Annotated in this window: 21 protein-coding genes, 1 tRNA gene and 1 other RNA gene; 13 read left to right on the forward strand and 10 right to left on the reverse strand. The window is 44.4% G+C overall.

Features of this window, described 5'->3' with window-relative positions:
• Positions 1–158 precede the first annotated feature (158 nt).
• Positions 159–1,535, reverse strand: coding sequence for a diaminobutyrate--2-oxoglutarate transaminase (locus B5J93_RS03905; RefSeq protein ID WP_079324777.1), 1,377 nt, complete (start codon positions 1,533–1,535; stop codon positions 159–161).
• A 590-nt stretch (positions 1,536–2,125) separates the two neighbouring features.
• Here B5J93_RS03905 and serA point away from each other — a divergent pair.
• Positions 2,126–3,352, forward strand: coding sequence for a phosphoglycerate dehydrogenase (gene serA / locus B5J93_RS03910; protein WP_079324779.1), 1,227 nt, complete (start codon positions 2,126–2,128; stop codon positions 3,350–3,352).
• A 55-nt stretch (positions 3,353–3,407) separates the two neighbouring features.
• Here the strand turns inward: serA and B5J93_RS03915 are convergent, their stop codons facing one another.
• Complete coding sequence (locus B5J93_RS03915) at positions 3,408–3,884, reverse strand: pilin (RefSeq protein WP_158080679.1); 477 nt, start codon at positions 3,882–3,884, stop codon at positions 3,408–3,410.
• A gap of 65 nt (positions 3,885–3,949) precedes the next feature.
• Here B5J93_RS03915 and B5J93_RS03920 point away from each other — a divergent pair, with 65 nt between their 5' ends.
• Positions 3,950–4,642, forward strand: a complete 693-nt coding sequence (locus B5J93_RS03920; protein WP_079324783.1) for a hypothetical protein — start codon at positions 3,950–3,952, stop codon at positions 4,640–4,642.
• Between the two features lie 2 nt (positions 4,643–4,644).
• On the opposite strand, the gene B5J93_RS13740 is transcribed toward B5J93_RS03920, so the two are convergent.
• Complete coding sequence (locus B5J93_RS13740; RefSeq protein ID WP_115237001.1) at positions 4,645–6,084, reverse strand: sulfatase-like hydrolase/transferase; 1,440 nt, start codon at positions 6,082–6,084, stop codon at positions 4,645–4,647.
• Between the two features lie 161 nt (positions 6,085–6,245).
• Between B5J93_RS13740 and piv the strand changes: the two genes are divergently transcribed.
• The 3 genes from piv to B5J93_RS03940 all read left to right on the forward strand — a co-directional run bounded on the left by piv (position 6,246) and on the right by B5J93_RS03940 (position 8,392).
• Positions 6,246–7,214, forward strand: coding sequence for an IS110 element transposase-like pilin switch DNA invertase Piv (gene piv, locus B5J93_RS03930; protein ID WP_079324785.1), 969 nt, complete (start codon positions 6,246–6,248; stop codon positions 7,212–7,214).
• Positions 7,207–7,614, forward strand: a complete 408-nt coding sequence (locus tag B5J93_RS03935) for a pilin (RefSeq protein WP_158080680.1) — start codon at positions 7,207–7,209, stop codon at positions 7,612–7,614. Before piv ends, B5J93_RS03935 begins: the two co-directional genes overlap by 8 nt.
• A gap of 184 nt (positions 7,615–7,798) precedes the next feature.
• Complete coding sequence (locus B5J93_RS03940) at positions 7,799–8,392, forward strand: hypothetical protein (protein ID WP_079324789.1); 594 nt, start codon at positions 7,799–7,801, stop codon at positions 8,390–8,392.
• A gap of 537 nt (positions 8,393–8,929) precedes the next feature.
• Here B5J93_RS03940 and tfpQ read toward each other — a convergent pair.
• The 5 genes from tfpQ to B5J93_RS03965 all read right to left on the reverse strand — a co-directional run bounded on the left by tfpQ (position 8,930) and on the right by B5J93_RS03965 (position 14,276).
• On the reverse strand, positions 8,930–9,403 hold the full coding sequence (tfpQ, locus tag B5J93_RS03945) for a type IV pilus major pilin TfpQ (RefSeq protein WP_079324791.1): 474 nt from the start codon (positions 9,401–9,403) through the stop codon (positions 8,930–8,932).
• A gap of 884 nt (positions 9,404–10,287) precedes the next feature.
• Positions 10,288–10,671: a hypothetical protein gene (locus B5J93_RS03950; protein ID WP_079324793.1), complete on the reverse strand. Its 384-nt coding sequence runs from the start codon at positions 10,669–10,671 to the stop codon at positions 10,288–10,290.
• A gap of 203 nt (positions 10,672–10,874) precedes the next feature.
• Complete coding sequence (locus tag B5J93_RS03955; RefSeq protein ID WP_079324795.1) at positions 10,875–12,074, reverse strand: phosphoglycerate kinase; 1,200 nt, start codon at positions 12,072–12,074, stop codon at positions 10,875–10,877.
• A gap of 139 nt (positions 12,075–12,213) precedes the next feature.
• Positions 12,214–12,858, reverse strand: coding sequence for a thiamine phosphate synthase (locus B5J93_RS03960; protein ID WP_079324797.1), 645 nt, complete (start codon positions 12,856–12,858; stop codon positions 12,214–12,216).
• A gap of 260 nt (positions 12,859–13,118) precedes the next feature.
• Positions 13,119–14,276: a D-alanyl-D-alanine carboxypeptidase family protein gene (locus tag B5J93_RS03965; RefSeq protein ID WP_079324799.1), complete on the reverse strand. Its 1,158-nt coding sequence runs from the start codon at positions 14,274–14,276 to the stop codon at positions 13,119–13,121.
• 533 nt (positions 14,277–14,809) lie between these two features.
• Here B5J93_RS03965 and B5J93_RS03970 point away from each other — a divergent pair.
• The 3 genes from B5J93_RS03970 to B5J93_RS03980 all read left to right on the forward strand — a co-directional run bounded on the left by B5J93_RS03970 (position 14,810) and on the right by B5J93_RS03980 (position 19,411).
• Positions 14,810–15,445, forward strand: a complete 636-nt coding sequence (locus tag B5J93_RS03970; RefSeq protein WP_079324801.1) for a response regulator — start codon at positions 14,810–14,812, stop codon at positions 15,443–15,445.
• Positions 15,442–17,157: a sensor histidine kinase gene (locus tag B5J93_RS03975; protein ID WP_079324803.1), complete on the forward strand. Its 1,716-nt coding sequence runs from the start codon at positions 15,442–15,444 to the stop codon at positions 17,155–17,157. Before B5J93_RS03970 ends, B5J93_RS03975 begins: the two co-directional genes overlap by 4 nt.
• A gap of 334 nt (positions 17,158–17,491) precedes the next feature.
• On the forward strand, positions 17,492–19,411 hold the full coding sequence (locus B5J93_RS03980; RefSeq protein ID WP_079324805.1) for a sigma-54-dependent transcriptional regulator: 1,920 nt from the start codon (positions 17,492–17,494) through the stop codon (positions 19,409–19,411).
• Positions 19,412–19,480: 69 nt separating this feature from the next.
• On the opposite strand, the gene B5J93_RS03985 is transcribed toward B5J93_RS03980, so the two are convergent.
• Both B5J93_RS03985 and gpmI read right to left on the reverse strand, forming a co-directional pair.
• The gene (locus B5J93_RS03985) at positions 19,481–20,905 is read right to left on the reverse strand and encodes a S41 family peptidase (RefSeq protein WP_228144862.1); all 1,425 of its coding nucleotides are present in this window, start codon (positions 20,903–20,905) and stop codon (positions 19,481–19,483) included.
• Entirely contained in the window at positions 20,902–22,458 is a 1,557-nt protein-coding gene (gene gpmI / locus B5J93_RS03990; RefSeq protein WP_079324807.1) for a 2,3-bisphosphoglycerate-independent phosphoglycerate mutase, read from the reverse strand. Before gpmI ends, B5J93_RS03985 begins: the two co-directional genes overlap by 4 nt.
• A gap of 122 nt (positions 22,459–22,580) precedes the next feature.
• On the opposite strand from gpmI, the gene ssrS reads away from it, so the two are divergent.
• The 5 genes from ssrS (at position 22,581) to B5J93_RS04015 (ending at position 25,642) form a co-directional block, all read left to right on the forward strand.
• Positions 22,581–22,771, forward strand: a non-coding RNA gene (gene ssrS, locus B5J93_RS03995) — 6S RNA.
• Between the two features lie 135 nt (positions 22,772–22,906).
• Positions 22,907–22,982 (forward strand) — tRNA-Asn (locus B5J93_RS04000).
• A gap of 287 nt (positions 22,983–23,269) precedes the next feature.
• A complete protein-coding gene (locus tag B5J93_RS04005) occupies positions 23,270–24,361 on the forward strand; it encodes a PhoH family protein (protein ID WP_079324860.1) in 1,092 nt (363 codons plus the stop codon).
• A complete protein-coding gene (gene ybeY / locus B5J93_RS04010; RefSeq protein WP_079324808.1) occupies positions 24,358–24,909 on the forward strand; it encodes an rRNA maturation RNase YbeY in 552 nt (183 codons plus the stop codon). The genes B5J93_RS04005 and ybeY overlap by 4 nt, the downstream gene beginning before the upstream one ends.
• A complete protein-coding gene (locus B5J93_RS04015) occupies positions 24,902–25,642 on the forward strand; it encodes a TSUP family transporter (protein WP_079324810.1) in 741 nt (246 codons plus the stop codon). Before ybeY ends, B5J93_RS04015 begins: the two co-directional genes overlap by 8 nt.
• Positions 25,643–25,781 lie beyond the last annotated feature (139 nt).

Consider the following 25,781-nt stretch of genomic DNA (forward strand, 5'->3'; position numbering starts at 1 on the left):
GGTTGGTTGGTTGGTTGGTTCATTTTGCGATTTTCCATAGCAAGTGTCAAGTAAAATTTTTTATTTTAACAAATTGTTTGATAAACATAAAGCCAGTTTTTGGCAAAAATAAAGGCGTACCATTTAGCACGCCTTTATTTTTAAATTACAATTAACGCCTAGCCACGCACCGCTTTCACCGCTTCGCCCACCGCCTTTTTAAAGCGAGTGATGACCTCTTGGCACTCTTCACGAGTAATGGTAATCGGACACAGCAAACGCACCACCGTACCGCCACGACCGCCCCGCTCCAATAACAGCTTATTATCAAAGCACGCTTTTTGGATAGCGACCGCAAGCTCACTGTCAGCAGGGTATGACCCCATGTGGTCGGCGGATTTACGCTCGTCTACAATCTCAATACCAGTCATCAGACCACGTCCACGCACATGACCGATACAGGGGAATTCTTGTGCAATTTTACGCAGTTCATCACGCAAAAATTCGCCTTGAATGCGTGAATTTTCGGCAAGGTTGTTGTTGGTGATTTGTTCTAAAACATTATAACCTGCCGCCATTGCCAGCTGATTGCCACGGAAAGTACCTGTATGTCCTGCTGGTGCCCATGCGTCAAATTTTTTGTTAATCGCCAATACGCAAAGTGGCAAACCGCCGCCCACCGCCTTAGACATCACCACCACATCAGGGACGATTTCAGAATGTTCAAAGGCGAACATTTTGCCAGAGCGGGCAAAGCCTGCTTGTACTTCGTCTAGGATTAACACGATGTCGTGGCGGGCGGTAACTTCACGGATTTTTTGGAGCCATTTTTTGGGAGCAGGGACAACACCGCCTTCGCCTTGGATCGCCTCTAGGATAACGGCAGCAGGCTTAACAACCCCACTTTCTACATCCTCGATGAAGTTTTCAAAATAATAAGTCAATGCGTCCACGCCCGCTTCCCCACCAAGCCCAAGCGGACAGCGGTATTCGTGCGGATAAGGCATAAACTGCACGCCCGCCATAAGATTGCCGACTTTTTCTTTGGCGGACAAATTGCCTGTCATGGCAAGTGAGCCGTGCGTCATGCCGTGATAACCGCCAGAGAATGCGATGACATTATCACGCCCTGTGTAGGTTTTGGCAAGTTTGATGGCGGCTTCTGTGCCGTCTGCCCCTGTTGGGCCGCAGAATTGTAGGACAAAATCTTTTGGAAAAAATGACAACAATTTTTCGGTAAATGCGTCTTTAATCGGCGTGGTAATATCAAGGGTATGCAGTGGCAAACCGCTTTCTAGCACGTCTTTAATGGCGTTGATGGTAGCAGGGTGATTGTGTCCTAGGGCTAGCGTGCCAGCCCCTGCCAAACAGTCAAGGAATTCGTTGCCTTCGACATCTGTTACCCAGCACCCTTGTGCTTTGGCAATGGCTAGTGGAAGTTTACGGGGGTAGCTACGGACATTTGACTCCATTTGGTTTTGACGAGTCAAATAGTAGTCGTTGGTTGCACCGTCTTTGGGGGCTGTTGGGGCATGATTTACAGAATGAACGCTCATATCGGATTACCATCTCAGATAAGGGTTAAAAGAAAAACCTATGAATACAATCTCAATCTTATCAATCACATATGAAAATTTGATGACTGTATCCCTAAACCCAAACCCAATTTATCAATAAAATTTGGGTTTAACAAGGTCATGACGTTCGGCGTGTGGTTCAATGGACCATGAAGGAAAAATGAACATCCATTGCACACCAGTTTTGCAAGAGTAATCATAAATAATGATTTGACCGCTTGCACGGCAATACACTTTTAAATTTAATAGAACAAATGTAAACTTATTAAAAATTTAAAAGTGGCAAATTATAGCACATGTTCAAAATTTGACAACTAAAATTTCATTTTGCTGCCGATTTAAGTTATTGTATCATGGTTTTTTAGGACAAAACAAAAAGTTACCGATAACCAACATTTACATACATGATGAGAATTTTTTAAATTTCCTTTAAAATTTTGCAAAAGTCAAGTTGCCAATGACCTTATTTCTAATTAAGTTACAAAAAACCCCCAAAATCCTTTGCAAAATCTGCCAAATGGGTGTATAACTATGTCTTTGCCAACCACTCTTTATTGTAAGGATTTTTCATGACTTTATCCCTTAACAAAGACAAAATCCGCTTTTTGCTCTTAGAAGGCGTGCATGACAACGCCCTAAAAGTGCTAAACGAAGCTGGCTACACCAACATCGAATACATCAAAACCGCCCTTGATGAAGATGAACTCATCGAAAAAATCAAAGACGCCCATTTCATCGGCATCCGCTCGCGCACTCAGCTGACTCGCAAAGTGCTAGAATCTGCCGAAAAACTCATCTGTATCGGCTGTTTTTGTATCGGTACCAACCAAGTGGATTTGGATGCTGCCTTGGAGCTGGGCATTCCCGTCTTTAACGCCCCCTACTCAAACACTCGCTCGGTTGCGGAGCTGGTGCTTGCTGAGACCATCATGCTCATGCGTGGCATTCCTGAGAAAAATGCGGTCGTCCATCGTGGTGGCTGGAACAAATCCGCCAAAGACAGCTATGAAGTGCGTGGCAAGACCATGGGTATCGTGGGCTATGGCTCTATCGGCTCACAGCTGTCCGTCCTGTGCGAAGGACTGGGCATGAAAGTCATCTATCATGACGTGCTAACCAAACTGCCACTGGGTAATGCCGTGCAAGTAGGCAGTTTTGATGAACTCCTAAAAAAAGCTGACGTGGTAACCCTGCACGTCCCTGACCTGCCTAGCACCTGTAATATGATGACCGCTCGTGAGTTTGGTTTTATGAAAGACGGCTCGTTCTTTATCAACGCTGCTCGTGGCGGGTGTGTGAACATTGACGACTTAGCCGCCGCCTTGGAGAGTGGCAAACTGCTCGGGGCTGCCATTGACGTATTCCCCAAAGAGCCAAAATCGGCTGATGAAGAGTTTATCTCGCCCCTTCGTGCCTTTGAAAACGTCATTCTCACCCCTCATGTCGGCGGTTCTACCCAAGAAGCCCAAGCCAACATCGGTCTAGAAGTCGCTGACAAATTCGTCCGCTACTCTGACATGGGCGACACGACAAGTAGCGTAAACTTCCCCAACGTATCCATTCCGTTCACGGACAAGAGCCACCGCCTGCTACACATTCACCAAAACGTCCCTGGTGTACTCTCGCAGGTCAATGCCTCCTTTGCGGACGCTGGTATCAACATCACCGCTCAGTCGATGATGACTCGTGGCGATGTCGGCTATCTGGTCATGGACGTGGACGACAACGACTCTGCCAAAGCCCTAGAACGCCTGCGTTCCGTACCGCAGACCATCAAGGTGCGTGTGTTGTTTTGATAGTACCTAAATAACCCAAAAAATAAAACCACTCATGATGAGTGGTTTTATTTTATCATTCTCTGCATGATATTGGCGTATATTTATCCTTCCAGCCAGATGATCTTTCTTCCAATACACACGACCACAATCCATCTACATTACGCACCATTGATATTTTTGCTCCCTTTAGTGCAACATAGGACTGCTTGCCAAATTCAGCTGTTAATTTATTAAATCTATTGCCAGTAATATCAATACTAGCAATATATACCAAATTGGAAGTAGGATCTTCGGTCATACCAATATATTCATAATTATCATTGCTATTGGCAACCTGCGGATCAAGTGTGGGCAATCGTCCATCTGCCAAAATGGAATCAATGATGGTGCGTGTCGCATTAACCTCGTAATGCACACGATTCACCTGAGCTTTGGCGATATAGTCTTGGTACATAGGTAAGGCAATCGCTGCCAACGTCCCAATGATTGCTACCACAATCATCAACTCTATTAAGGTGAAGCCCTGTTGGGCATTTAAATTGTTTTTCATCATAACTCTAGTAAAGAAATTAATATCTGATATAATTAAGCAATTTCTGTACCAACTTTTATTTTATGACATCACTTACCCTCTCTTTGATAAAAACCAAAGCTAACGCCGGTATCACTCACTTTACCATCTCGTTGCTCATCTTCTGTTTTGTGGTAGCTTGGGTATACTTTTTTGCTTATCCTGACGTGTACTTTACCATGGCGGGGGCGATACAGGGGCTTACCTTGGTCTTCTTGATAGATGTCGTGCTAGGCCCTTTGTTGTCATTTTTGGTGTACAATCCTGCCAAACCCAAAAAAGAAATCATCTCTGACTTGGTTATCATTGGTGCCGTTCAGATTGCCGCCTTGGTATATGGTCTGACCACACTCTACAAAGAACAACCTCAAGCAGTCATCATCTACCCCAAAAGCTCAGCAACGGTTATCAATAAACGCGAGATGACCGATTTTGAATTGGGCGAATTATCGCAATATGAAAAACTAGGCAAATTACCTGCGGCTGTCTATACACCAGATCGAAAGCACCCTTATCAGTCCATGTTACAATCTTTGGATGTTATTAAAGAAACCGATCTAGCCAATCGACGTACTCTTGCTCAAAATATGGATGATTCAGCCGTCCTGCAAAGTTTGGAAAAACAATACGGCAAGCTGTATATCTTATCTGTCATGGCAAAATACAATGGAGCATACTTCGCCCTTGATGAAGACTTTAACTTGGTAGCAAAATTTGGCGAAAAACCAATCTCTTAACATCATGCTTTAACCTTAAAATGCAACCAGCTCACCCGCTGCCAATGAATGTGCGGATGGATAGGCTCCCGCATCATCAGCGGAGGCATATGATCGCCCACAACAATTACCTCAACACCTGCCATCTCAGGGCGTTTGATAAGTTCGCCTAATCCATCAAAAAACTGGGCGTGTAGCATAAAGTTATTACAAATATCGCCTTTGGGTAGGTTGTGCTTATTGCAGTCTAGTCGGTGATTGATGATGTCACCTCTAGGGTAGTGGGAATGACTGGTTAGGGTTAGCCAATAAAAGAAGTTTTTATCATGGGTGGCAAAACTTTCTGCAACAATATCAAACAGTTCGTTATCACAAATACCATTAAAAGCCTCACAACGTTTTTTGTCGCCATGATGTTCAGCAAAGACCGTCTCAGCAAAACCCATTTTTGGATACAAGAAATCTCTTTCATAAATCTGACTAAATCCACCATGCATGCCTATGGTATGATACCCCATCCGCTTTAATTGATTAGGCAAACAGTTGTCAAATTCTTTATTAGCAACTTTATTAAAGGCATAACCACCCTCTACGTCAAGCAAACACAGCTCCCTAAGCTCACCTTCCACCGTTGCTCCTGCAAAGTCAAAATAACCGTCCTTGATAAACTCCAGTCTGTCAGTTTGATTGTAAATACCTGCCAAAATATCTTTTTGAGTGCTATCATGACGTGCCACCCCCCATGACTCTGCCACAATGAGTAATTTTTTATCAGAATTGCCAAAATAGCCAGAAGCGTTATCAATGTCGATGGGGATCATGGTTGGTACTTTGCCAAAATGTTTAACAAATTCACTATCTACCACCCACCGATAGCGTTTGTACTGGCTATGAATGACAAAGTAATCTGACTGAGCAAATCGTTCACCATGTCTATCTACATATTTGATTTCATTAAAGTGGCTATACGCAAAAAAACCAACGAGTGACACAAATAACACATAAAGCCATCCTGTCTTAATCATAAAAGGTTTGGCAAGTCGTCTCATAATAAAGGGCATAACGGTAAGATATGTCGCCACAATTCCTACAAGCACCATATAACGCAAGGGGGCATTGACCAAAAATGGAGCAAGTGATATTGCTGCAAAAATATCCAAAAATGGGAATAATTGCATGGTCATCATCACAACATCAAGACTTATGGTGCAAAGCAGCACCAACATCGCCAACACACGAAAAAACCGATAAGGCAGAGCAAATAGCACACATGCCACAAAATAATCAATGTTAATAAGAGGCCGAGACACACCCACAAAATACGCACCAATCAGCAAAAAAACATTGGGAATCAGCAAAAAAATCAATGCCTGTGCCAAAAGCAACCAATCAAGCTTTGGCAGTTTGTAATCATGAACGAGCCAATCGGGATATTTTTTAGAAGAATTCTTTTTTATGGTCATAGAACAATTACCGTTAAATTTGCATTTATAGATCAAATCCTCTATAATTCATGCATTGTGCAATAATATTGGGGAAAACTCGCTTGGTATCCTGGGAGCAAAACCCGCAAGCTAGGTTGAGATAACTCCTTTACCAAACTAGTTTGGTGCTTTATACTACCATGTCTAAAACTTACATTGGGATTGATATCGCCAAAAACACATTTGATGCCTGCTTTATTATCCATAACACTTGGCAAAACTGTACATTCACAAATAACCACCAGGGTTTTATGGAGCTAACATTGTGGATTCAAGCACATCATTATAACACATCTACCTTACATTTGATTATTGAGGCAACGGGGGCTTATTGGGAAAAATTAGCTCATTGGGCAATCTCTCATCATCATAAGGTAAGTATTGTCAACCCCTTATATATTCATGCATACGCCAAAAGTCTAGGCATACGCACCAAGACAGATAAGCAGGATGCCATTCTCTTGGCACGCTATGGTGCAAAAGAAAATCCACCTTTATGGCAGCCTAAATCAGACAACGAAATAAAACTGACTGCCCTTCTAAGACAACGTGAACACCACAAACGGCAACTCATCAAAGAACGCACTCGACAGGAAGCTCTGTCTATTTATGTGAAATCGTATACTGATGACAACATTCGTCATTGGAGTGACAGCATCACACAGCTCGATCATCAAATTTGGCAACTCATCAATTGCACGCCCGAGCTAAATCACCGTGCCAGCCTACTTGCCACAATACCTGGAATTGGCAAAAAGACACTGCCACATTTACTGGTTGCCATTGGAGATGGTTCATCATTTCAAAGTGCCAAACATCTAGCAAGCTATGCTGGGCTTGCCCCTCGTCATCATCAATCAGGCATTAGTATTCACAAGCAGTCTTCCATTGGATTTAGCGGACAAAAAGAACTACGTTCAGCCCTTTTTATGCCCGCTGTCATAGTCAGCTTTGGTCGATATCCCGCTTTTCAAAAGTTCGTCAAACGCATGGAACAAAAAGGCAAAACCAAAAAACAAATTATCATCGCCATCATGCGCAAATTACTCACCATCAGCCATGCCGTTATTCGCCAAAATCGCCCTTTTGACAAACGCATTCATGAATAACATTTATTGGTATCCTAGCTGCANNAAGTCTCAAACTACTCGTGTTTCTGGTGAGCTAGCTGCTGGTAAAACTGCTGTAGATGCTGCTCTATTTGAAGGTAAAACTCCTGTGCTAAGTGAAGCATCTAGCACTTCAAAAGAAAATATTGGTTTGACTAGCTCAGAAACTAGCGCAAAACCACGTTCCAATCTGATGGCTTCTGTTGAACTAACTGGTTTTGCTGACAATGGTGCAGGTACTATTTCTGCTACTTTGGGTAACAAAGCTAATAAAGACATCGCCAAAACTGTTATTACACAAGAACGTACTACTGACGGTGTATGGACTTGCAAAATCAATGGTTCTCAAGCAGCTAAATACAAAGAGAAGTTCAACCCAACTGGTTGTACAAGTAACTAATAACAAGTCCAACTTTGGGCTACCAAACACCACTCCTTATGGAGTGGTGTTTTTTAACATAAAGACATAATATTTACAATAAATATACAAAAATAAGAAAACACTTGTATATTTTTTATCTAAAATAATCAATCACAATTATTATCCATTTCTTTTTATTCTTGTTTTAAAAGATACTCAAGTCATGCTAAATAATTTTAATAAATTTGTCGCCTCGTCGGTATCAATGGCGTATTTGGCTGTATTAAGTTGGGCGACGGCTTACGCTTATGGTTGGGGTCAAGCAGCATATCATGGCTACCCATGGTGGCATGTGGTGCAAGGTGGTAGCATGATTGCCAGAAGTTTGGCTTATGTCTGTGTGGTATCCATGGTTTTTGTTATTGGCTATTTGATCGGATATCAGGCGTTTAAGTTTATTAAGAGATTTTTTGAGCTACTACATGTCTCTTGGGGTGCATCTCATTTGGGGTTTGTCAAAATTTTTATTTTATTGGCGATCGTATCAACACCCATCATGTTGCTACTGTATTTTTATGTTGGTATTTTGTCATCATACCGTCTGATGGGATGTGTGCTTTCTATTTTAGCCATTTCTTTAGTTTGCCATAAGTTCGGACGGGCAATCTCTTTTTCTATTCGTCTTAGGGAGTTGATGAGTAACGAAAAATATTATCAGATTTTTATGGCTTTTATTTTTGTGTATGTGGTCGTTTCTGCGTTTTCGATAGGGTATTTGCGTTCAGCTTTTTTACGGGTTATGATATTATTGAAGTAGAGAATCGCCCTTATTATATCTTGGTGGCAAACGGTGATGAAGAGTTTATCTTGGGTGAGAACATCAAGCATAACAGTCATTTTATCTTTTTTCATCGAAAAACCTTAAATCATTACACCATACACATCACACCATCTCCTTACCTACCCTATAAAAACCAACTATCAGCACAAATATACCACCAAGAATAAGCAATATTTGACAATTTGTATGGTAAATTCTATTCAAAGCACAACAAAGGTTTTCCGTTCGTGGTAAGGCCCGCCCATAACGGAGAACCGCTTCACCCGCAGGCAGGCTCAGAGCGAACGGTTTTTGTATGATTTTGATATGAATTGAGTGTGGTTAGACTTGAATGTGCAACCTGAGCTGGTACGCTAACACTTCTTTGAGTGGCGGTTTTTCTTATATTTGATGTTAATCACTCTTTTTAAGAGATGTTAATAGTGGTCTGTTGTGTAGCGATGCTGATGATGTATTTATGCAAAAAACCACCTCAAAACGAGATGGTTTTTGTACACATTGTACGAGTTTGGATTACTCTTTACAACCAGTAGGTACGAACTTAGATTTCCAACCTGGAGCGGCAGAACCTTTAATGGTGCAGGTCCATACACCTTCCGCATCACGAGATTGAGTAATGACAGCACCAGCGATGTCTTTATTGGCACGGTTACCCAAAGTAGCTTCTAGAGTGCCAGCACCAGTTGCAAATGCATCACCACCGATATTAACACCAGACATCAAGTTAGAACGAGCGGTACCGCCAGTAGTGGTAAGGCCGATGTCTTCTTCAGTGTCGTTAGCAGCTTTACCTAGTTTGGGAGTTTTACCCTCAAACAAAGCAGCATCTACAGCAGTTTTACCAGCAGCTAGTTCGCCAACTACACGAGTAGTTTGAGACTTGGAGATATAGTCTTGATAAGCAGGTAGAGCGATTGCAGCTAGGATACCAATAATGGCGATAACAATCATTAGTTCGATAAGGGTGAAACCTTTTTGAGCGTTCATGGTGAACTCCTTCGTTCATGGTGGGCGATATTGCCCGAGATTAATATTAAGTTTAGTACTTAAGCGAACAACTTTTGGAAGTTAGTTGTTGTTACTTACACTAATACTGTTGCATTGTCTGTGCCAACTTTTTGGCTATTTTTACCAAAAAGTCATTATTTTGCTAAAAATTTAGAAAAATTTTCAGAATTTTTGATATTTTTGCCCAAAAATTAGTCATTTTTTAAATTTACTTTTTAATTAGATTAAATTTTATGCAAAAATACCTTCGCTCGAATATCATTTTATTGCTATGATTTTTGAAAATTTGAAATTTGACTGAATTTTAACCATTGTTTGTTAATTTTTGAGTGGCAAATTTTGTCAATTTGGCAATTTTTGTAAGATTGGTGATAATTTTTCACAATCATTAAAATTTTTAACATGGACATTTTTTGCCCTACCAAAAAATGTTAGCAAAATTTGACAGCCTAGCCATCAATGGGCGAAATTTGTCAGTTTTTGATGAAGTTTTGATACATATATGCACTAATATGTGATAAAAGTGTCGAATTTTGTCAGTTTTTAACATTTAGCACCACCAAAGGGCGTATTCAACACACCCTTACACCCATATACAATCAAAAAAACTTTAAAATTACCACAAATTTATGATGTGTGTGGGGGATAGCTTCGCACGCCTATAAAAATTGGTGTGTTATCAAAGGACGTGCAGAGCCAGTCCCTACAAAGCCGTGGTAAATATCAAATTCGTTGGGCGTATCATAAATCTGTGATAACTTCAAAATTCTTTGATTGTATTTTTGCAGGAAGTTTTTTACAAAACAAAACCCCGAACATCGCTCGGGGTTTTGCATTTATCACTTATATAGTTATAGTAACTATTAGTATTTTTGGTCTTCTGGGGCTTTTTGCTCAGCGGTCGCCTCGGCAGTGTTCTCACCGGTTACAGCATCTTTGGCAGCATCAGCTGTGGCAACAGCGGCATTGGCGGTTGCGTTGGCAGCGTCAGTTACCACGCCTGCGGCAGCTTCGGCAGTGTTCTTGGCGTTCTCCACACCATTGGTCGCCACATCATTAGCGGTGGCAGCCACATTGTTCGCGGCAGCCTCGGCTTCGGCAGCCACAGTATCAGCAGCGGCTTTGGCGTTATTGGCGGTGTCAGTGGCAGCAGACTGAGCCGTCTCGGCAGCTTTATCGCTGGCTTCTTTGCTACACGCTGTCAAAGCAAGGGTAGCGACAAGCGTGGTTAGGATTAATTTTTTCATAAAGTACTCCAAAGGAAGTATGTATTAGTAATGGCAGTACATCTTTAAAGTGATAAAAACACCAACATTTAAAGATGTCTTAAAATCTAGTCATAGTTTAGCAGAATGATGGTATTTGGCAAGGGCAAACATAAAAAATACAACAAAAATTAACAAATGTTTTTGTTGTATTTTATCATTTTTATATATCAATCAGATACTTATTAGGGCGTATCTAACGCAGTGATGGCAGGCAGGGGCTTACCTTCAACAAATTCTAGGAACGCCCCGCCACCTGTGGATAGGTAGTCCACACCATCTGCCACGCTATATTTGTCAATGGCAGCTAAGGTGTCGCCACCGCCAGCGATGCTAAATCCTTCGCTGTCTGCCACCGCTTGACAGATGATGGCAGTACCTTGACCGAATGCGTCCACCTCAAATACGCCCACAGGCCCATTAAATAGAATGGTTTTGGCGGATTTGATATGCTCGCCCAGCTTACTCGCCGACTCAGGGGCGATGTCTAGTATCATGTCATGCTCGCCAATCTCATCCACGGATTTGATGATGGCAGTCGCTCGGCTAAGTGAGTCCAAAAAGTCATCAAAATCAATCTCGCCTTTGTCCGCGACCACGACATGAGTGGGTAGTAGGATGTTTGTTTTGGTCATGATGTCACGAGCGGTATCCACAAGGTCGGCTTCGTATAGGGAGGCACCGACATTTTTGCCACTCGCCACCAAAAAGGTGTTGGCGATACCACCACCGACTAGGATACTATCGCATAGCTTAGCTAGGCTGTTTAGCACGTCAAGTTTGGTGGACACCTTTGAGCCACCCACGATAGATAGTACAGGTTTGGCGGGATTGTCTAAGGCTTTGGATAGGGCATCAAGCTCGGCAGAGAGTAAGTTACCTGCACACACAGGCTTACCGTCTGCGATACACGCACGAATCACCCCTTCGGTGGACGCTTGGGCTCGGTGAGCGGTGCCAAAAGCGTCCATGACAAAGATGTCGCATAAGTCGGCGTATTGCTTGGACAGCTTAGGGCTGTTTTTCTTCTCGCCCACGTTAAAACGGACGTTTTCTAGTAGCACCGCCTCGCCTGATTTGACCGACACGCCATTATCCAGATAATCGGTGGAGAACGCCACATTCACGCCCAATTTGTCCGCCAAATAGTCGGCAATCGGAGCCAATGAATATTTGCTCTCGCTCTCGCCTTCGGTGGGTCTACCTAGGTGCGAGCAAACAATCACGCCCGCCCCCTGGTTAAGGCATGCTTTGATGGTGGGTAGGGAGGCTTGTAAACGGACATCGCTGGTGATGACACCGTCTTTGATGGGTACGTTTAAATCTTCACGGATAAGGACGGTCTTGCCCGATACGTCTAAGCCAGAGAGATAAGTAATGCTCATGGGTCTTCCTTTTGGTCATGATATGAATGGTGACATAAAGTAACGCTATTTTAGCATAACTTTTTGGATTTTCTCAATGTTATCATGATAGCAAATGATGGTATTTTTTATAATGATGTTCTTTTGTTTTTAAAAACCATCAATCCCATGTTTCTAGGTAGCGACGCCATGCTTGGCATTTGGCTGTGACCATCTCAGGGCTGTGGTGCAGGATGTCCGTGGTCACAGCGACATAATCAATAGGTATCTCACCGACCTTTTGGCGAAGCTCGTCCATGCTATTTAGGCTTATCCCGCCAATCAGACATAGGGGCAAGCCCACTTTGTGAGCACGAGATAGCGTCTCGCTACTGACGGTCTTAGCCAGTGGCTTGGTCATCGTGCCAAACATCGCTCCCATCGCCCCGTAGCTTGCCCCTTGTTTTTTGGCTTCTCTAAATACCGCCACATCGCCATGACAACTGCGACCGACATGCACACCATCGCCCAGTATCTCTCGTGCCACTCGCACACTCATCGTCCCTGACAGATGTAGCCCTGTGTTAAAGTGAGAGGCGAGTTCTAGGTTTTCATTAATGACCGTGGGAATGTCGTATTTGTCCGCTAAACTGATGAGAATCTCAGTCTCTTGATAGAGTGTAATCAAATCAAAAACATGGGCGGTCTGCTGACGGCGGACTTGTAGTAGCGACACCACGCCTGTATCAAAGGCACGTTCTAATTTGTCGCTTAGGGTATGAATGTCTTCATCATTGGTAAGCAGGTATAATTTAGGGGCGGTCATGGGTCATCCTTGGAGTGGGGCTGGTTGGTATGCCTAACGAACTTGATATTTACCACGGGTTTTGTCGGGGTGTGCTGAGCACACCCTTTGATGTGTCGTTTTTTATAAGGCATGCTCAGCATGCCCCTACATCCACACATCATTGCGTTTGTAGTAACTTTAATGTTTCTTGGATATATTGATATTATAGTCAATTTATCAAAATAATAAATAACAAAAAGACCCAATGGTCGGGTCTTTTTTCGCTGTCGACAGGACGATTAATAACGATAAGCAAGCTGAGTTAGGATGTCCTCAGCGTCATCCCAACGGCTGTTAGAGGCACTGGCACCGAGCAGTACAACGACGGCAGGACGGTTATTGACGTGGGTCTCCATCACATAGCAATAACCTGCCTCACGGATAAAGCCTGTCTTTGACACGCCAATCGGGTGATTGCCTGCACGGACAAGGCGACTGGTATTTTGAGCTTTGTAAGTGCGTGAACCTGAATTGTAGTTATTGACATAAAAGTCATAGTTTGGGGCGGTTGAGAAGTTACGCACAGTCTGATAACGTGGGTCAGAATTCACCGCTCGCATCATCTTCACTAGGTCGTTCGCTGATGAGCGGTTGCGTGGGTCTAGACCTGATGAGTCTGAATAACTGGTACTGTTCATGCCCAGGCTTTTGGCTTTTTGGTTCATCGCCCAGATAAAGTTATCATAACCACCAGGGTAAGTACGGGCTAGAGCTTTGGCAGCAGGGTTCTCTGATTTCATGAGCATAAGGAGCATGAACTCACTACGACTCATGCGGTCGCCCGAGCGTAGGTTAGAGCTTGCTTTTTTCGCTCCAACCAAGTCAGATGGTATAATCACAATCTCTTCACGCATGTCAAGCCCTGCATCCATCAGCACCATCGCTGTCATAATCTTGGTTACAGAGGCGATAGAGCGTACAGCATCGGCATTTTTTTGATAGATGGGCTGACCGGTTTGTAGGTCAAATACGATGGCGGCGGCAGACTTTGTGCTAATAGGCAACTGCTCGCCATATTGGTAACTACTGCCATAACTGGTCTGCTGTCCATAAGGCTGAATGGCAAAGGGCTGAGAAGTGGTCGTACCAGCAGGAACAGAGCTTCGGGTTACCTGAGTGTTGGTGTAGCCTTGGTTATAAGTGTTGGCAGGTGCTGTATTGGTATTGCCATATGTACGAGTTTGCTGGACGGTGGTGGTTGCAGGTGGGACTGATTGGATCTCTTGGACTTTGACCGCTTGCATATTGTGGGCATCACCCTTGCCAATATAGATGGTCTTTTGCTGACTATTATCAACCAAAAAGGCATGGGCAGACACCGTCATCAATGACAGTACTGATACACTCAGGGAGCTGATAAGACGCTTGGCGCGGCTAGGTTTTGGGCTGTATGACATAAATGTTACTCTGGTTGGTGTGTGACGAAATGCGGACTTGCTTTTAGACCTTGGCAACCTAGCTTAGGTCAGTAATACAGTCCTCTACACCACTTAGCATCCTCCTTAACGCCAGTGGCTAATACCATGAGACGAGAGCCGCCTATTTTTTTATTCTAACATAACAAAACCACTTTTTTATGTTAAAAATCAAAGTTTTTAAGTAAATTTGTAAGCAAATTTAACACATTCTTATACCAATCAAGGATGAGTTTATCAGTTATATCTTATCGTAAGAATTGGGTAAAATTTTTATAACATTTTGGCAAATTATAAGCAAAATTTGCGAACATTTTGTTAAAAAAGTTTGATTGATTAAAATTTAGTTGCTACAATTATCAAGCTTATTTAAAGATAACAACAATCAATGATTAGCCCAATGAATGTTGCAATTTTTGAGCCATTTTGGATGATTTTTTAAATTTAAGTGCTTAATTGTACACATTTTAAGCGATTTTAACAATTTTAGCATGATTTAGAGTTAGGTGGGCAAGATGACTATAAAAGTACTCATTGTAGACGACCACGAATTGGTGCGGATGGGCATCAGTCGCATGCTTAGCGATGATTCTGACATTGAAGTTGTTGGTGAAGCAGGCTGTGGTGAGACGGCAGTGGTAATGACCCGCAAGTTCGCTCCTGACGTGGTACTGCTTGATGTCAATATGCCCAACATCGGTGGCGTAGAGGCGACACGACGGATTAAACAGCTTGATGAAAACATCAAGGTTATGGCAGTGTCTAGCTTGGTGGCTGAACCTTACCCATCCATGCTTTTAAAGGCAGGGGTAGACGGCTACATCACCAAAGGCACGCCCATTGGCGAGATGATAACCGCCATCAAAAAAGTCAAGGCAGGCGGTAAATATTTTAGTCATGAGATTGCCGATGTGCTTGCCCAAAGCGTGCTTGACAAAAAAGCCAACCCTTTTGACAGTTTGTCTGAACGTGAAAAACAAGTCGCCATGATGGTGGCAAACTGCCAAAGTGCCAGCGAGATTGCCGAGAGTTTATTTGTCAGCGTTAAGACCGTAAACACCTATCGCTATCGCATCTTTGAAAAGCTCGGTGTAGACTCTGATGTTAAGCTCACTCATCTTGCCATGCGTTATGGACTGGTCAATACATGAGCAAATCCCCCCTAAAACACACCAAAACATGGGTTAGAAAGCTGTGGTTCTTATCAGCCAATGTCCATGAAGAAGCCCTTATCTCAGCGGTACGAGTGCGTCAGCTCGGACTGGTGTATGGCGTGTATCGCTTTATCATCGCCAGTTTTTTATTGATGGCAAACTTCGTCCTAAATCGTGACCAGATGGGACTGCCCACACAGCCGAACACGGTTGAGCAGGCGATGTTCGGCTTATACATCATCATCGCCCTGCTCATGCTTCTTGCTTTTTTTATCATAAAAAAGCAAGCAAGATCACAACTGATGGCAGGGTTTGTGCTTGATGTGATATTTTTGACCTTGTTTACTCTATATGGCAAAATCAGTGATTTTCAAATCATCTTGCTATACATGGTGGTCATCGCTGCAAGCTACATGCTATTGTCGCTGTCTCGTGCTACTGTCGTTACACTACTTACCGTATCATCTGTGCTGTATCAGCAGTTTTTTCGCTTTTTCTTTGATGGCGTCGCAAATGAGAAAAACAACCTACTGACCTTTAACGACAGCTTGTTGCTGTCAGTGAGTCTTGTTGCTGTCGGCTTTTTAAGTTGGTCCATCTCTCAGCGACTTGCCACAGCCGAACGCTCACTACTTTTACATGCAGACGAAGTTGAAAAGCTACACATCATCAATCAAGCAGTAGTCAAGAACATGGTCAATGGCGTATTGGTGCTTGACCCTGAGCGTAACATCGTCATGATAAATAATGCCGCCCAGAGCTTGCTACATCTACCCATTGATGACAATGCCTGTGACAGCCCTGCTAAAATACTAGAACTGTCTCGCATCATCATTAAAGAACATCCTAACATCATCGGTTGGTATCGTTCACTCGCCCCCAATCAATCTGCCGAACTTATCTATGACCCACCTCCCAAAGCAGAGGAGGTATACGCCAATCAAGAACGAGTCACCGACAAACTGCGTATCAGCTCCAAACCCCTACTTGAACATGGGCAAATTCTCATCATCGAAGATTTAAGCCGTGAACAAAGTCACGCCCAACAGCTAAAACTCGCCAGTCTCGGTCAGCTCTCCGCCAGTATCGCTCACGAAATCAGAAATCCACTCGCCGCCATCAGCCAAGCCAGTCAGCTTCTTATGGAAGAGGTGCGTGATGATGATACTAATGCTGAATTTTATAAGATGATTTATCAGCAGACCAAGCGAGTCAATACCATCATCTTAGACGTGCTAAGTCTGTCTCGCCAAGAGCCACCCAATCAATCCATCATTGATGCTTCAACATGGATGGCTCAGTTTTTGGCGGAGCATTACCCCCATGAATTCATCGTCATGACTGGTGACACAGACATGCCCATTTCTTTTTATTTTGACATTAGTCAGCTTGAGCAGGTGATGACCAATCTTATCAATAATGCCTTACGCCACACCATTCATCAGTTTCAGGATAATGATGTTGAGATACGTCTCACCAAGACCGACACAGGAGCCTTTATTGATGTGCTAGACCATGGCGAGGGCGTAAGCGAGAAAGATTTGGCAAGTCTATTTAATCCCTTTTTTACCACCAGCAAAAAAGGCACAGGACTTGGGCTGTATCTATCCCAATCATTTAGTGAAGCCAACAACGCCAAAATTCGCTATTTTCGAGAAGATAACAAGAGCTGTTTTCGCCTAATCGTCTCTAATACGCCAGTTGTCTAGGGCGTGCCTGCCTTTTGTATTTGCAATGAAAAATGAGAAAAATCGCCCGTTTTTCAAGGAAAAAGTGAAGTTTGATAGTCGTTCTATCAAACGAGCTTTTGACGATGAAAAACAAGATTTAGCCATTTTTCATGCAAAAACATTGTTTTATTTCTAAAACATTTCTATGTTTTAAATTGTGTTATAAAGGGTGGGCACGCCCTAATATTCATCCACTGCCAAAACCATCTTTTTGATGCATTTATCCACCTAATTTTACCGTAAAATCTCTACATGTTGGGTTTTGTATAAAAATCCTATATAATAGCCCTTATCTGAGTCATTAGGAACATTCATGCAAGATAAGCCACTCGCCTTAGTCATCGATGATGAAGCCGACTTGTGTCGTCTCATGCAAATCACTCTAAACAAAATGGGTGTGGATACGCACGTCGCCTATGACGTGGCAAATGCCAAAGCCTTTTTGGCGAACAACCATTATGATTTTTGTCTGACTGACCTTGCTCTACCTGACGGCTCAGGCATGGAGATTGTAGAGCTTATCACCAACACCACAACCACGCCCGTGGCGGTGATTACCGCTCATGGCGATGTTAATGTTGCCATTGAAGCCATGAAAATCGGGGCATTTGATTTTGTGAACAAACCCTTAGAGTTGCCACGTCTGCGTCAGTTGGCTCAGTCTGCCCTAAAAGTCAATGAAACCATCGTCAAAGATGGCAAAAATGAAAGTGAGTCACAAGAGACCCATCAAAAAAGCCAAGACAACCAAAAATCCAACACGGCTGTTCCCGCCAACCCTTTGACAGGCACTCTCACTGCACCCACCAAGACAAGCACAAATAAACCCAAACCCACCAAAAGCAGTACCAAACAAGACAAATCGCCCGCCCCTGCCCCATCCATCAGCGATGATGACATCTTTGGCGGTCGTCTCATTGGCGACTCTCGCCCCATGAAACAGCTACGCTCTACCATCAAAAAACTGGCTCGCTCGCAAGCCCCTGTATTTTTGTGGGGTGGTTCGGGCACGGGCAAAGAAGTAGTTTCACGACTCATTCATGACCTAAGTCCTCGCCGTGATGGCAGCTTTGTCCCTGTCAACTGCGGGGCGATACCATCAGAACTCATGGAATCTGAATTTTTTGGACATAAAAAAGGCAGTTTCACGGGGGCGACATCGGACAAAATCGGACTGTTTCAACAAGCCAATGGCGGAACGCTGTTCTTAGATGAAGTGGCAGATTTACCGCTTGCCATGCAAGTCAAGCTCCTGCGTGCCATCCAAGAAAAAACCGTGCGAGCCATTGGCGATACCAAAGAAGTGCCTGTGGACATTCGCATTGTCTGTGCCACGCACAAGGATTTGGCAGATTTAGTACAAAAGGGAGCATTTCGTCAAGACCTATTCTATCGCATTAACGTCATCGAAGTGAAACTCCCTGCCTTAAATGACCGTCGTGATGACATTCCCATGCTGGCCGAGCATTTTCTGGGTTTGATTGCCAAAGATTGGGGACTTGATAATCTTAGCCTGACCGATGATGCCATTGATGTACTGACGTATCATAATTTTAAAGGCAACGTGCGTGAACTTAGAAACATCTTAGAACGTGCTGTTACCATGAGCGACAGTGATGAGATTGATGCCCATCATCTCATGTTGGATGATAACCCTGCCGAACTTGAATATTTGGACGATATCATAGATGATGATAACGATATTGAGACGCTCACTATTGTCAGCCCACTGGCTGATGAAAATAGTTCACCCACAACATCTATCATGGCAGACATAACTCAGATTCATCCTAATGGCAATGGCAGAACATCGCCCTACCATGACCAACGTCCCACCTATATCGCCAACACCGTCATCAAAGAGCCGATCGCCAAACGTGCCAATCAAGGTTTGCACATTAATGCCACTGCCAACTACGGTACACCGCTTGCCACTCCTAGCCAAAAAGATAAATCTACTAACGAGCTGACAGATTTACCAAAAAACAAATCATCAATCAGCACATCCATGCCTGCTGATACCACCAAAAAAGACACCCTACCCAATGAAGGACTTGAAGCCTACCTGCTTGACCAAGAACGTCAGCTTATCTGCACCGCCTTAGAGCAAGCAGAGGGCAATAAAACCCAAGCTGCCAAACTGCTTGGCATGACCTTTCGCTCCCTACGTTATCGCATGAAAAAGCTAGAAATTGATGACGGTGGCGACACGAGTGACCACGATGACGAATAAGTACCAAAATATTCCTTAGCTTGCCAAAAAAGGACGTATTAAACGTCCTTTTTTATTATCATGCTTTTCTCAAAAACCACCCACAGGAGCAAAATCTATCCCTGTGGTCAGCTTGGCACTGTTCATCAGAATTAGTGCCTGCGACAACCACACATCCGAGCCTATACCCGAGATATCAGTGGTGGTAATACGACTGGTTGTATTGTCAAAGACCACATCAGGCACGACCCCTACCCCATCAATTTGCTTGCCATCAGCAGTCAGGTAATGAGCGGTGGTCATCTTGACCGCTTGATTGTCATCGATAGGGATGACCGACTGCACCGAGCCTTTACCATAGCTCGTCTCACCCACTATCAATGCTCTCTTTTGCGACTGCAAGCTACTGGCAAGCACTTCGGCGGCCGATGCCGAATAACGGTTTTGTAGTATCATCACTGGCAAATCAATCAGCAGTGGTGAGCCTTCGGTTTTTAGCTCTCGCTCCACCCCTTGTCGCCCTGCCACCTGCACCAACGTCTGATTACGCATAAAGAGCGATGCCACTGCCCCTGCCGACTCTAAGACCCCACCAGGGTTATTACGCACGTCCAATATCACCCCTGATATGGGTACGCCCGCCCGCCCCAAGCTCTCCAAAATCTGCTGACGGGTGTTATTTTGAAACACAGGGAGCTTAATGATGGCTACCCCGCCGACGATACTGGTTTCAACATTGCTTTTAATCACTTCGTTACGCTGAGCGGTAAGTCGTCTTTTGTTACGCCCTGCACTTGATATTACAATGTCTACCTGCGTGCCTGCAATGCCATTTAATAACTGCTTGACGTCATTTTCACTATGACTGTCGGACAGCTTAGTATCACCCACTTGATGTAGATAGTCCCCCACTTTCACGCCAGCACGCTTGGCAGATGAGTCTTCATGAACATCGGTGACAACCCAATGCTCTTCATCAGCTTGCCACACTGCTGACAGTCCGATGTTCGCCACGTTGCCTGCGGTGAATGATTGTAGATTGGCAAAGGCTTCTTTGTCCAAAAACTCAGCATGGCTATCTAGCCCTGTCAGCATGCCACTCATCGCATTTTCAAAGAGCTTCTCATCACTAACTTCTTCGACATAGTCACGACGCACCAAATCCACCACCGACACAAAGGTTTTTAGGGTGTTTGGCGACACCGCCCCCAACGGCACACGCCCCTGATGAAGCCCTTCTATGCCATGCAGTGTATTGGGCTTACTCTCCAAGGCATCAAGTGTCGGGCTTGTCGGGTCCTGGACATCCATCTGCTCCCCATCTGCCATCTGCTCGCCTGTCTTTGCCTCAACATCCAGACCGCTGTCAGCTTGCACATCATCGCCAAAGCCAAGCAGATTTGCCACTTTATTGATGGGCGTACTGATGGCTTTGGGTAGCTCGGCATGGCTTGTTGTCGGCACACTTAGCGACAACGCCACCATGCTCGCCAGTAGTGTTTTTGTCAGTTTCATAAATCCACCAATAGACTTATCCCCGTCATCTCGGCAGGTTTTCGCATACCCATCAGGTGTAAAATGGTCGGAGCGACATCACACAGTCGTCCGCCTGTCCGCACGCTCACCTGCTTGTCGCCCACATAGATAAACGGCACAAATTCGGTCGTGTGCTGAGTATGCACCTGCCCGCTCTCATAGTCTTGCATTTGCTCGCAGTTGCCGTGGTCGGCAGTGATGAGCAGATGACCTCTCATCTCACGCACCGCACCGACTATCTCGCCGATACAGGTATCTACCGCTTCCACCGCCTTGACCGCCGCATCAAACACGCCCGTATGCCCTACCATGTCGCCATTGGCGTAGTTGATGATGACCACATCAAACTCGCCTGAGAGTATCGCCTCTTTTAGCTTATCGGTAACTTCAAAAGCACTCATCTCGGGCTTTTGGTCATAGGTTTTAACATCAGGGCTGTTTACCAAAATACGCTTTTCGCCGTCATACAGCTCTTCACGTCCACCACTAAAAAAGAACGTAACATGAGCGTACTTTTCGGTTTCGGCAATGCGAAGCTGAGTTTTGCCGTGATTTTGCAGGTATTCGCCCAGTGTGTTGGCAAGGCTTGTGGGATAATACGCCACTGTTGTTTTGGGGTTAGCCTCCAACTCATCAGAATATTTAGTCATCATGACAAAGGCAGACAGCTCGGGCGTTGCCTTACGATTAAAGCCATCAAAATCAGCACTCACAAAGGCCCCACTAATCTCTCTGGCACGGTCAGCCCGAAAATTGACAAAAATCACGCCGTCATTGTCCGCTATCACACCATTATCATCAATGATGGTCGCCTGTACAAATTCATCGGTCTCGTTCGCCCCATAGGCAAGCTCTATGGCATGACTGGCACTGTCCGCTTCACGCACCGCCTTGGCTTGGGTCATCAGGTCGTACGCCTGCTCCACCCTATCCCACCGCTTGTCTCTGTCCATGGCAAAAAAGCGCCCGATACAACTTGCGATTTTGGCTTCGGCATCAAACTCTTGGCTAAGAGCTGCCAAATACCGCTCCAAATCCGCCACATAGCCGTCTGCCGATTTTGGCGGGGTGTCTCGCCCGTCCAAAAACGCATGAACAAACACTTGGCTTGCCCCCTGCTCTACGGCAAGTTTGGCGGTCGCCTTGATGTGGTCAATGTGAGCATGAACCCCACCGTCCGACAGCAAGCCCAAAATATGCACCGCCCCTTCATTGTCTATCGTGTCCTTGACCGCCTTAACCAGCACGTCATTATTAAAAAATTCGCCCGAGCTGATGTCGTTCATGATACGGGTAGAATCTTGGTACAAAATCCGCCCTGCCCCAAGGTTCATATGCCCCACTTCTGAATTGCCAAATTGACCGTCAGGCAAGCCCACATCCTGCCCTGAGCCTGAGATAAGCCCATGCGGACAGGTCGCCATGAGCATGTCTAAATTGGGTTTTTTGGCGGTATAAACGGCGTTGTCTCGGGAGTCTTCTCGATGTCCGACACCGTCCAAAATCATCAAAACATGGGGAATTTTTTTCATGATAAAGCCTTTTTAACAAATCAAAAATGATAAATCATTTCTCATTTTATCACAAAATACCCCCATTCGGCACGGCAAAAACCGCCCAAATCTTGAAATTTTTACAAAATTATCGTACAATAGAGCCACTGAAACATTCGCCAGTTGAGAATACACCTGAGCCGATAATCACACTTACAGGGTAATGACTGTTTGCTGTGGTGTGTATGCCCGCATCATCTGATGTATCGGGAAACCTAAAACAGCAAAGATTTACCCGCCTTGAACTACTTGGTTCATGGGCAACACTTGACAGCGGTGTTTCGGTTTTTTATTTTTTATGCTTTTAAAATATTGATTTTAAACAAAAATATTTTTGATATTAAAATTTTTATCATTTTTTGAAAAATTTGCTTGACAAGTTGTCAAAAATCTATATAATACGCAATCACTTGATACGACAAGTTATTCCCCAATAGCTCAGTCGGTAGAGCATCGGACTGTTAATCCGTGTGTCCCTGGTTCGAGCCCAGGTTGGGGAGCCATATTTAAAAAACCCTTTTCTATTTTGGAAAAGGGTTTTTTGTTGTTTGAATGTTATTTTACGGCTTGATTTTTTGTTTTTTGAAAGCATATAAGCCTTGATGATTTTTGTTTTGGTGTTGTTAAATTTGGGGTATATCAACAGGCTTGCTCAGCACGCCCCTACAAAAACATGATTTTTAAAATGCAGAATTGGTATATATTAAGGTTAATCAACCGCATTTACCCCAAAATCATATTCCAAAGCATGATTGACAACACCTATTTTATTTTTAAAAAGGAAACCCATTTGAGCCTAACTCGCACCCTTAGTTTTGAGCTGACCCCCTTTGAGCTTCGCACCCTGCTTGGCGAATACAACACGCACCTAAAATACCTACAAGACCGCCTTGATATTAGCATTGTCAATCGTGGCAATGATTTTATACTCACAGGCGATTTGACCCAAGTGGAGCGCGCCCAATATGTGCTGGGTGAGCTTTATGAGCTTGCCAAAAAATCAGACGACATCGCCCCAGAGGACTTGCACCTACTTATCCAAGCAAGCCTTGCACGAAATCCACACACCACCCAAACGCACACACCTGTGAACCTATCGACTCGCAAGGGCAAAATCACGCCAAAAGGACACAACCAAGCCGAATATGTGCGTAATATTCTGCTCTCCGACATCTCATTTGGTGTAGGCCCTGCTGGCACAGGCAAGACCTACCTTGCCGTGGCGGTGGCGGTGGATATGTTAGAGCGTGGCGAGATTGAGCGGATTTTGCTTGTCCGCCCTGCGGTGGAAGCGGGCGAAAAATTGGGGTTTTTGCCGGGCGATTTGACCCAAAAAATTGACCCTTATTTACGCCCTCTGTATGATGCCTTGTACGAAATGCTTGGTTTTGAAAAGGTGGGTAAGCTCCTAGAACGCCAAATCATCGAAGTTGCTCCGCTTGCCTATATGCGTGGGCGAACGCTGAATAACTCCTTTGTGATACTGGATGAAGCCCAAAACACCACGCCTGAGCAGATGAAAATGTTTTTGACACGGCTAGGCTTTGGGAGTCGTGCGGTCATCACAGGCGACACATCGCAGGTGGATTTGCCTCGTGGTCATAAGTCGGGACTGTCTCAGGCTCTCAAAATTTTGGCAAATATTGATGACATTCACATCACGCAGTTTAGCAGTAAAGATGTCGTGCGACATCATCTGGTGCAAAAAATTATTGATGCCTATGACGCTCATGACGTGGTGGAGAATCAGATTGAGAGCGAGCGAGCCGAAATCCGCAAAAAACAACGTCAAGAACAAGAGCTAAACCGTACGTTAAACGCCTTGTCCTTTTTAAATAGCATAAAAGACGACAAAAGCGGTCAAGGTGAAGGACGGCAATGATGAATGAGATAACGCTCAGTTTTGCCGATGATGTGGCAGGTCTTGCTGAGTTGCCAATTTATAATGAAATAAAAATTACAGAGATTTTTAATCATGCCTTAACGGTGATGAATGACAAAATCACGCACGGTTTGGCGTTGCCCTATTATCCATTTGATGAACTACCTGCTCAAAACTGGATAGATTTGCCAAAATCTTTGGATATTTATGTCTGTGGCACAGACGAGGGGCGTGAGCTCAACCTTGACGCTCGGGGCAAAGACTACGCCACCAACATTTTATCCTACCCAAGCGACATACCGAGCGATGTCTGTCAAATGATGAATAATATACCACTGGGCGAGCTGGTGATTTGTCATGAGGTCGTGGTGCGTGAAGCAGATGAGCAAGGCAAAACGGTGGACAAGCATTTGACGCACCTAATCGTACATGGTGTATTGCACTTGCTCGGCTTTGACCATGAGCTTGGGCAGGAGAAGCAGGACGAGATGGAGGGCTTTGAGATTGAGATTTTGAGTGGGCTAGGTCTCAATAACCCTTATGAGTGATGTCATTTTAGGTATCATCAACTTCTTTACGTCCGCCCTAGCAGGGATTACAGGGCTTGGCGGTGGGACGATTTTGCTTGGGTTTATGCCCATGTTTTTGCCTGCATCCGCCATTATCCCCATTCATGGCACCACCCAACTGGCAAGCAACGTCAGCCGTGTGTGGTTCGGTCGGCGTGATTTGGATTTTACTCATTTTCGTCCGTTTGTCATCGGAGCGGTGGTGGGTATGGCGTTTTTTGGGATGGCAGTAAAATTTGTCAAATTAGACTTAATCCCCCTATTTATCGCCATTTATATCTTACTTACTCAGTGGTCAAGCACGGTCAATCGCCTATTAAAGAGCTTTGAGAGTTTTTATCTCATCGGCTTTTTACAAACAGGCATTGGGTTATTTGTCGGAGCCCCCGGCCCCTTGCACCTACCCCTACTCATGAAAAAATACGACAACAATGACGTGGTCGTAACGGTCGGCTCGCTCATGATGTCGTTGGTACACGTCCTAAAACTTGCGGTCTATGTCGCTTTGGGGTTTGCGTTTTTTGACTATTGGCAAGTGATTGTACTTATGGTAGTGTCCGCCTCCTTTGGCTCATGGGCAGGGGTCAAACTGCGTAACCGTTTGCCTATGGCATGGGTTAAAACTGTCTTACCGTGGCTACTTACTGTCATCGCCTTAAAAATCATCTATGATAATGCGGTGAAATTTAGGTGGATTGGGGTGGTGTTTTAAAACACGCCCATCTTTGAACACACTCACCAACCCAACCAACTCATCAATCACATCCATCCAAGACACTCGTCAACAAAACCTAGCACGACCCCCAAAATCATGCTAAAATAGGGCGATTTTATTTCACAACAACTTGGAA

It is taken from the genome of Moraxella equi, assembly GCF_002027555.1.
In the GTDB taxonomy this organism is placed as follows: domain Bacteria; phylum Pseudomonadota; class Gammaproteobacteria; order Pseudomonadales; family Moraxellaceae; genus Moraxella; species Moraxella equi.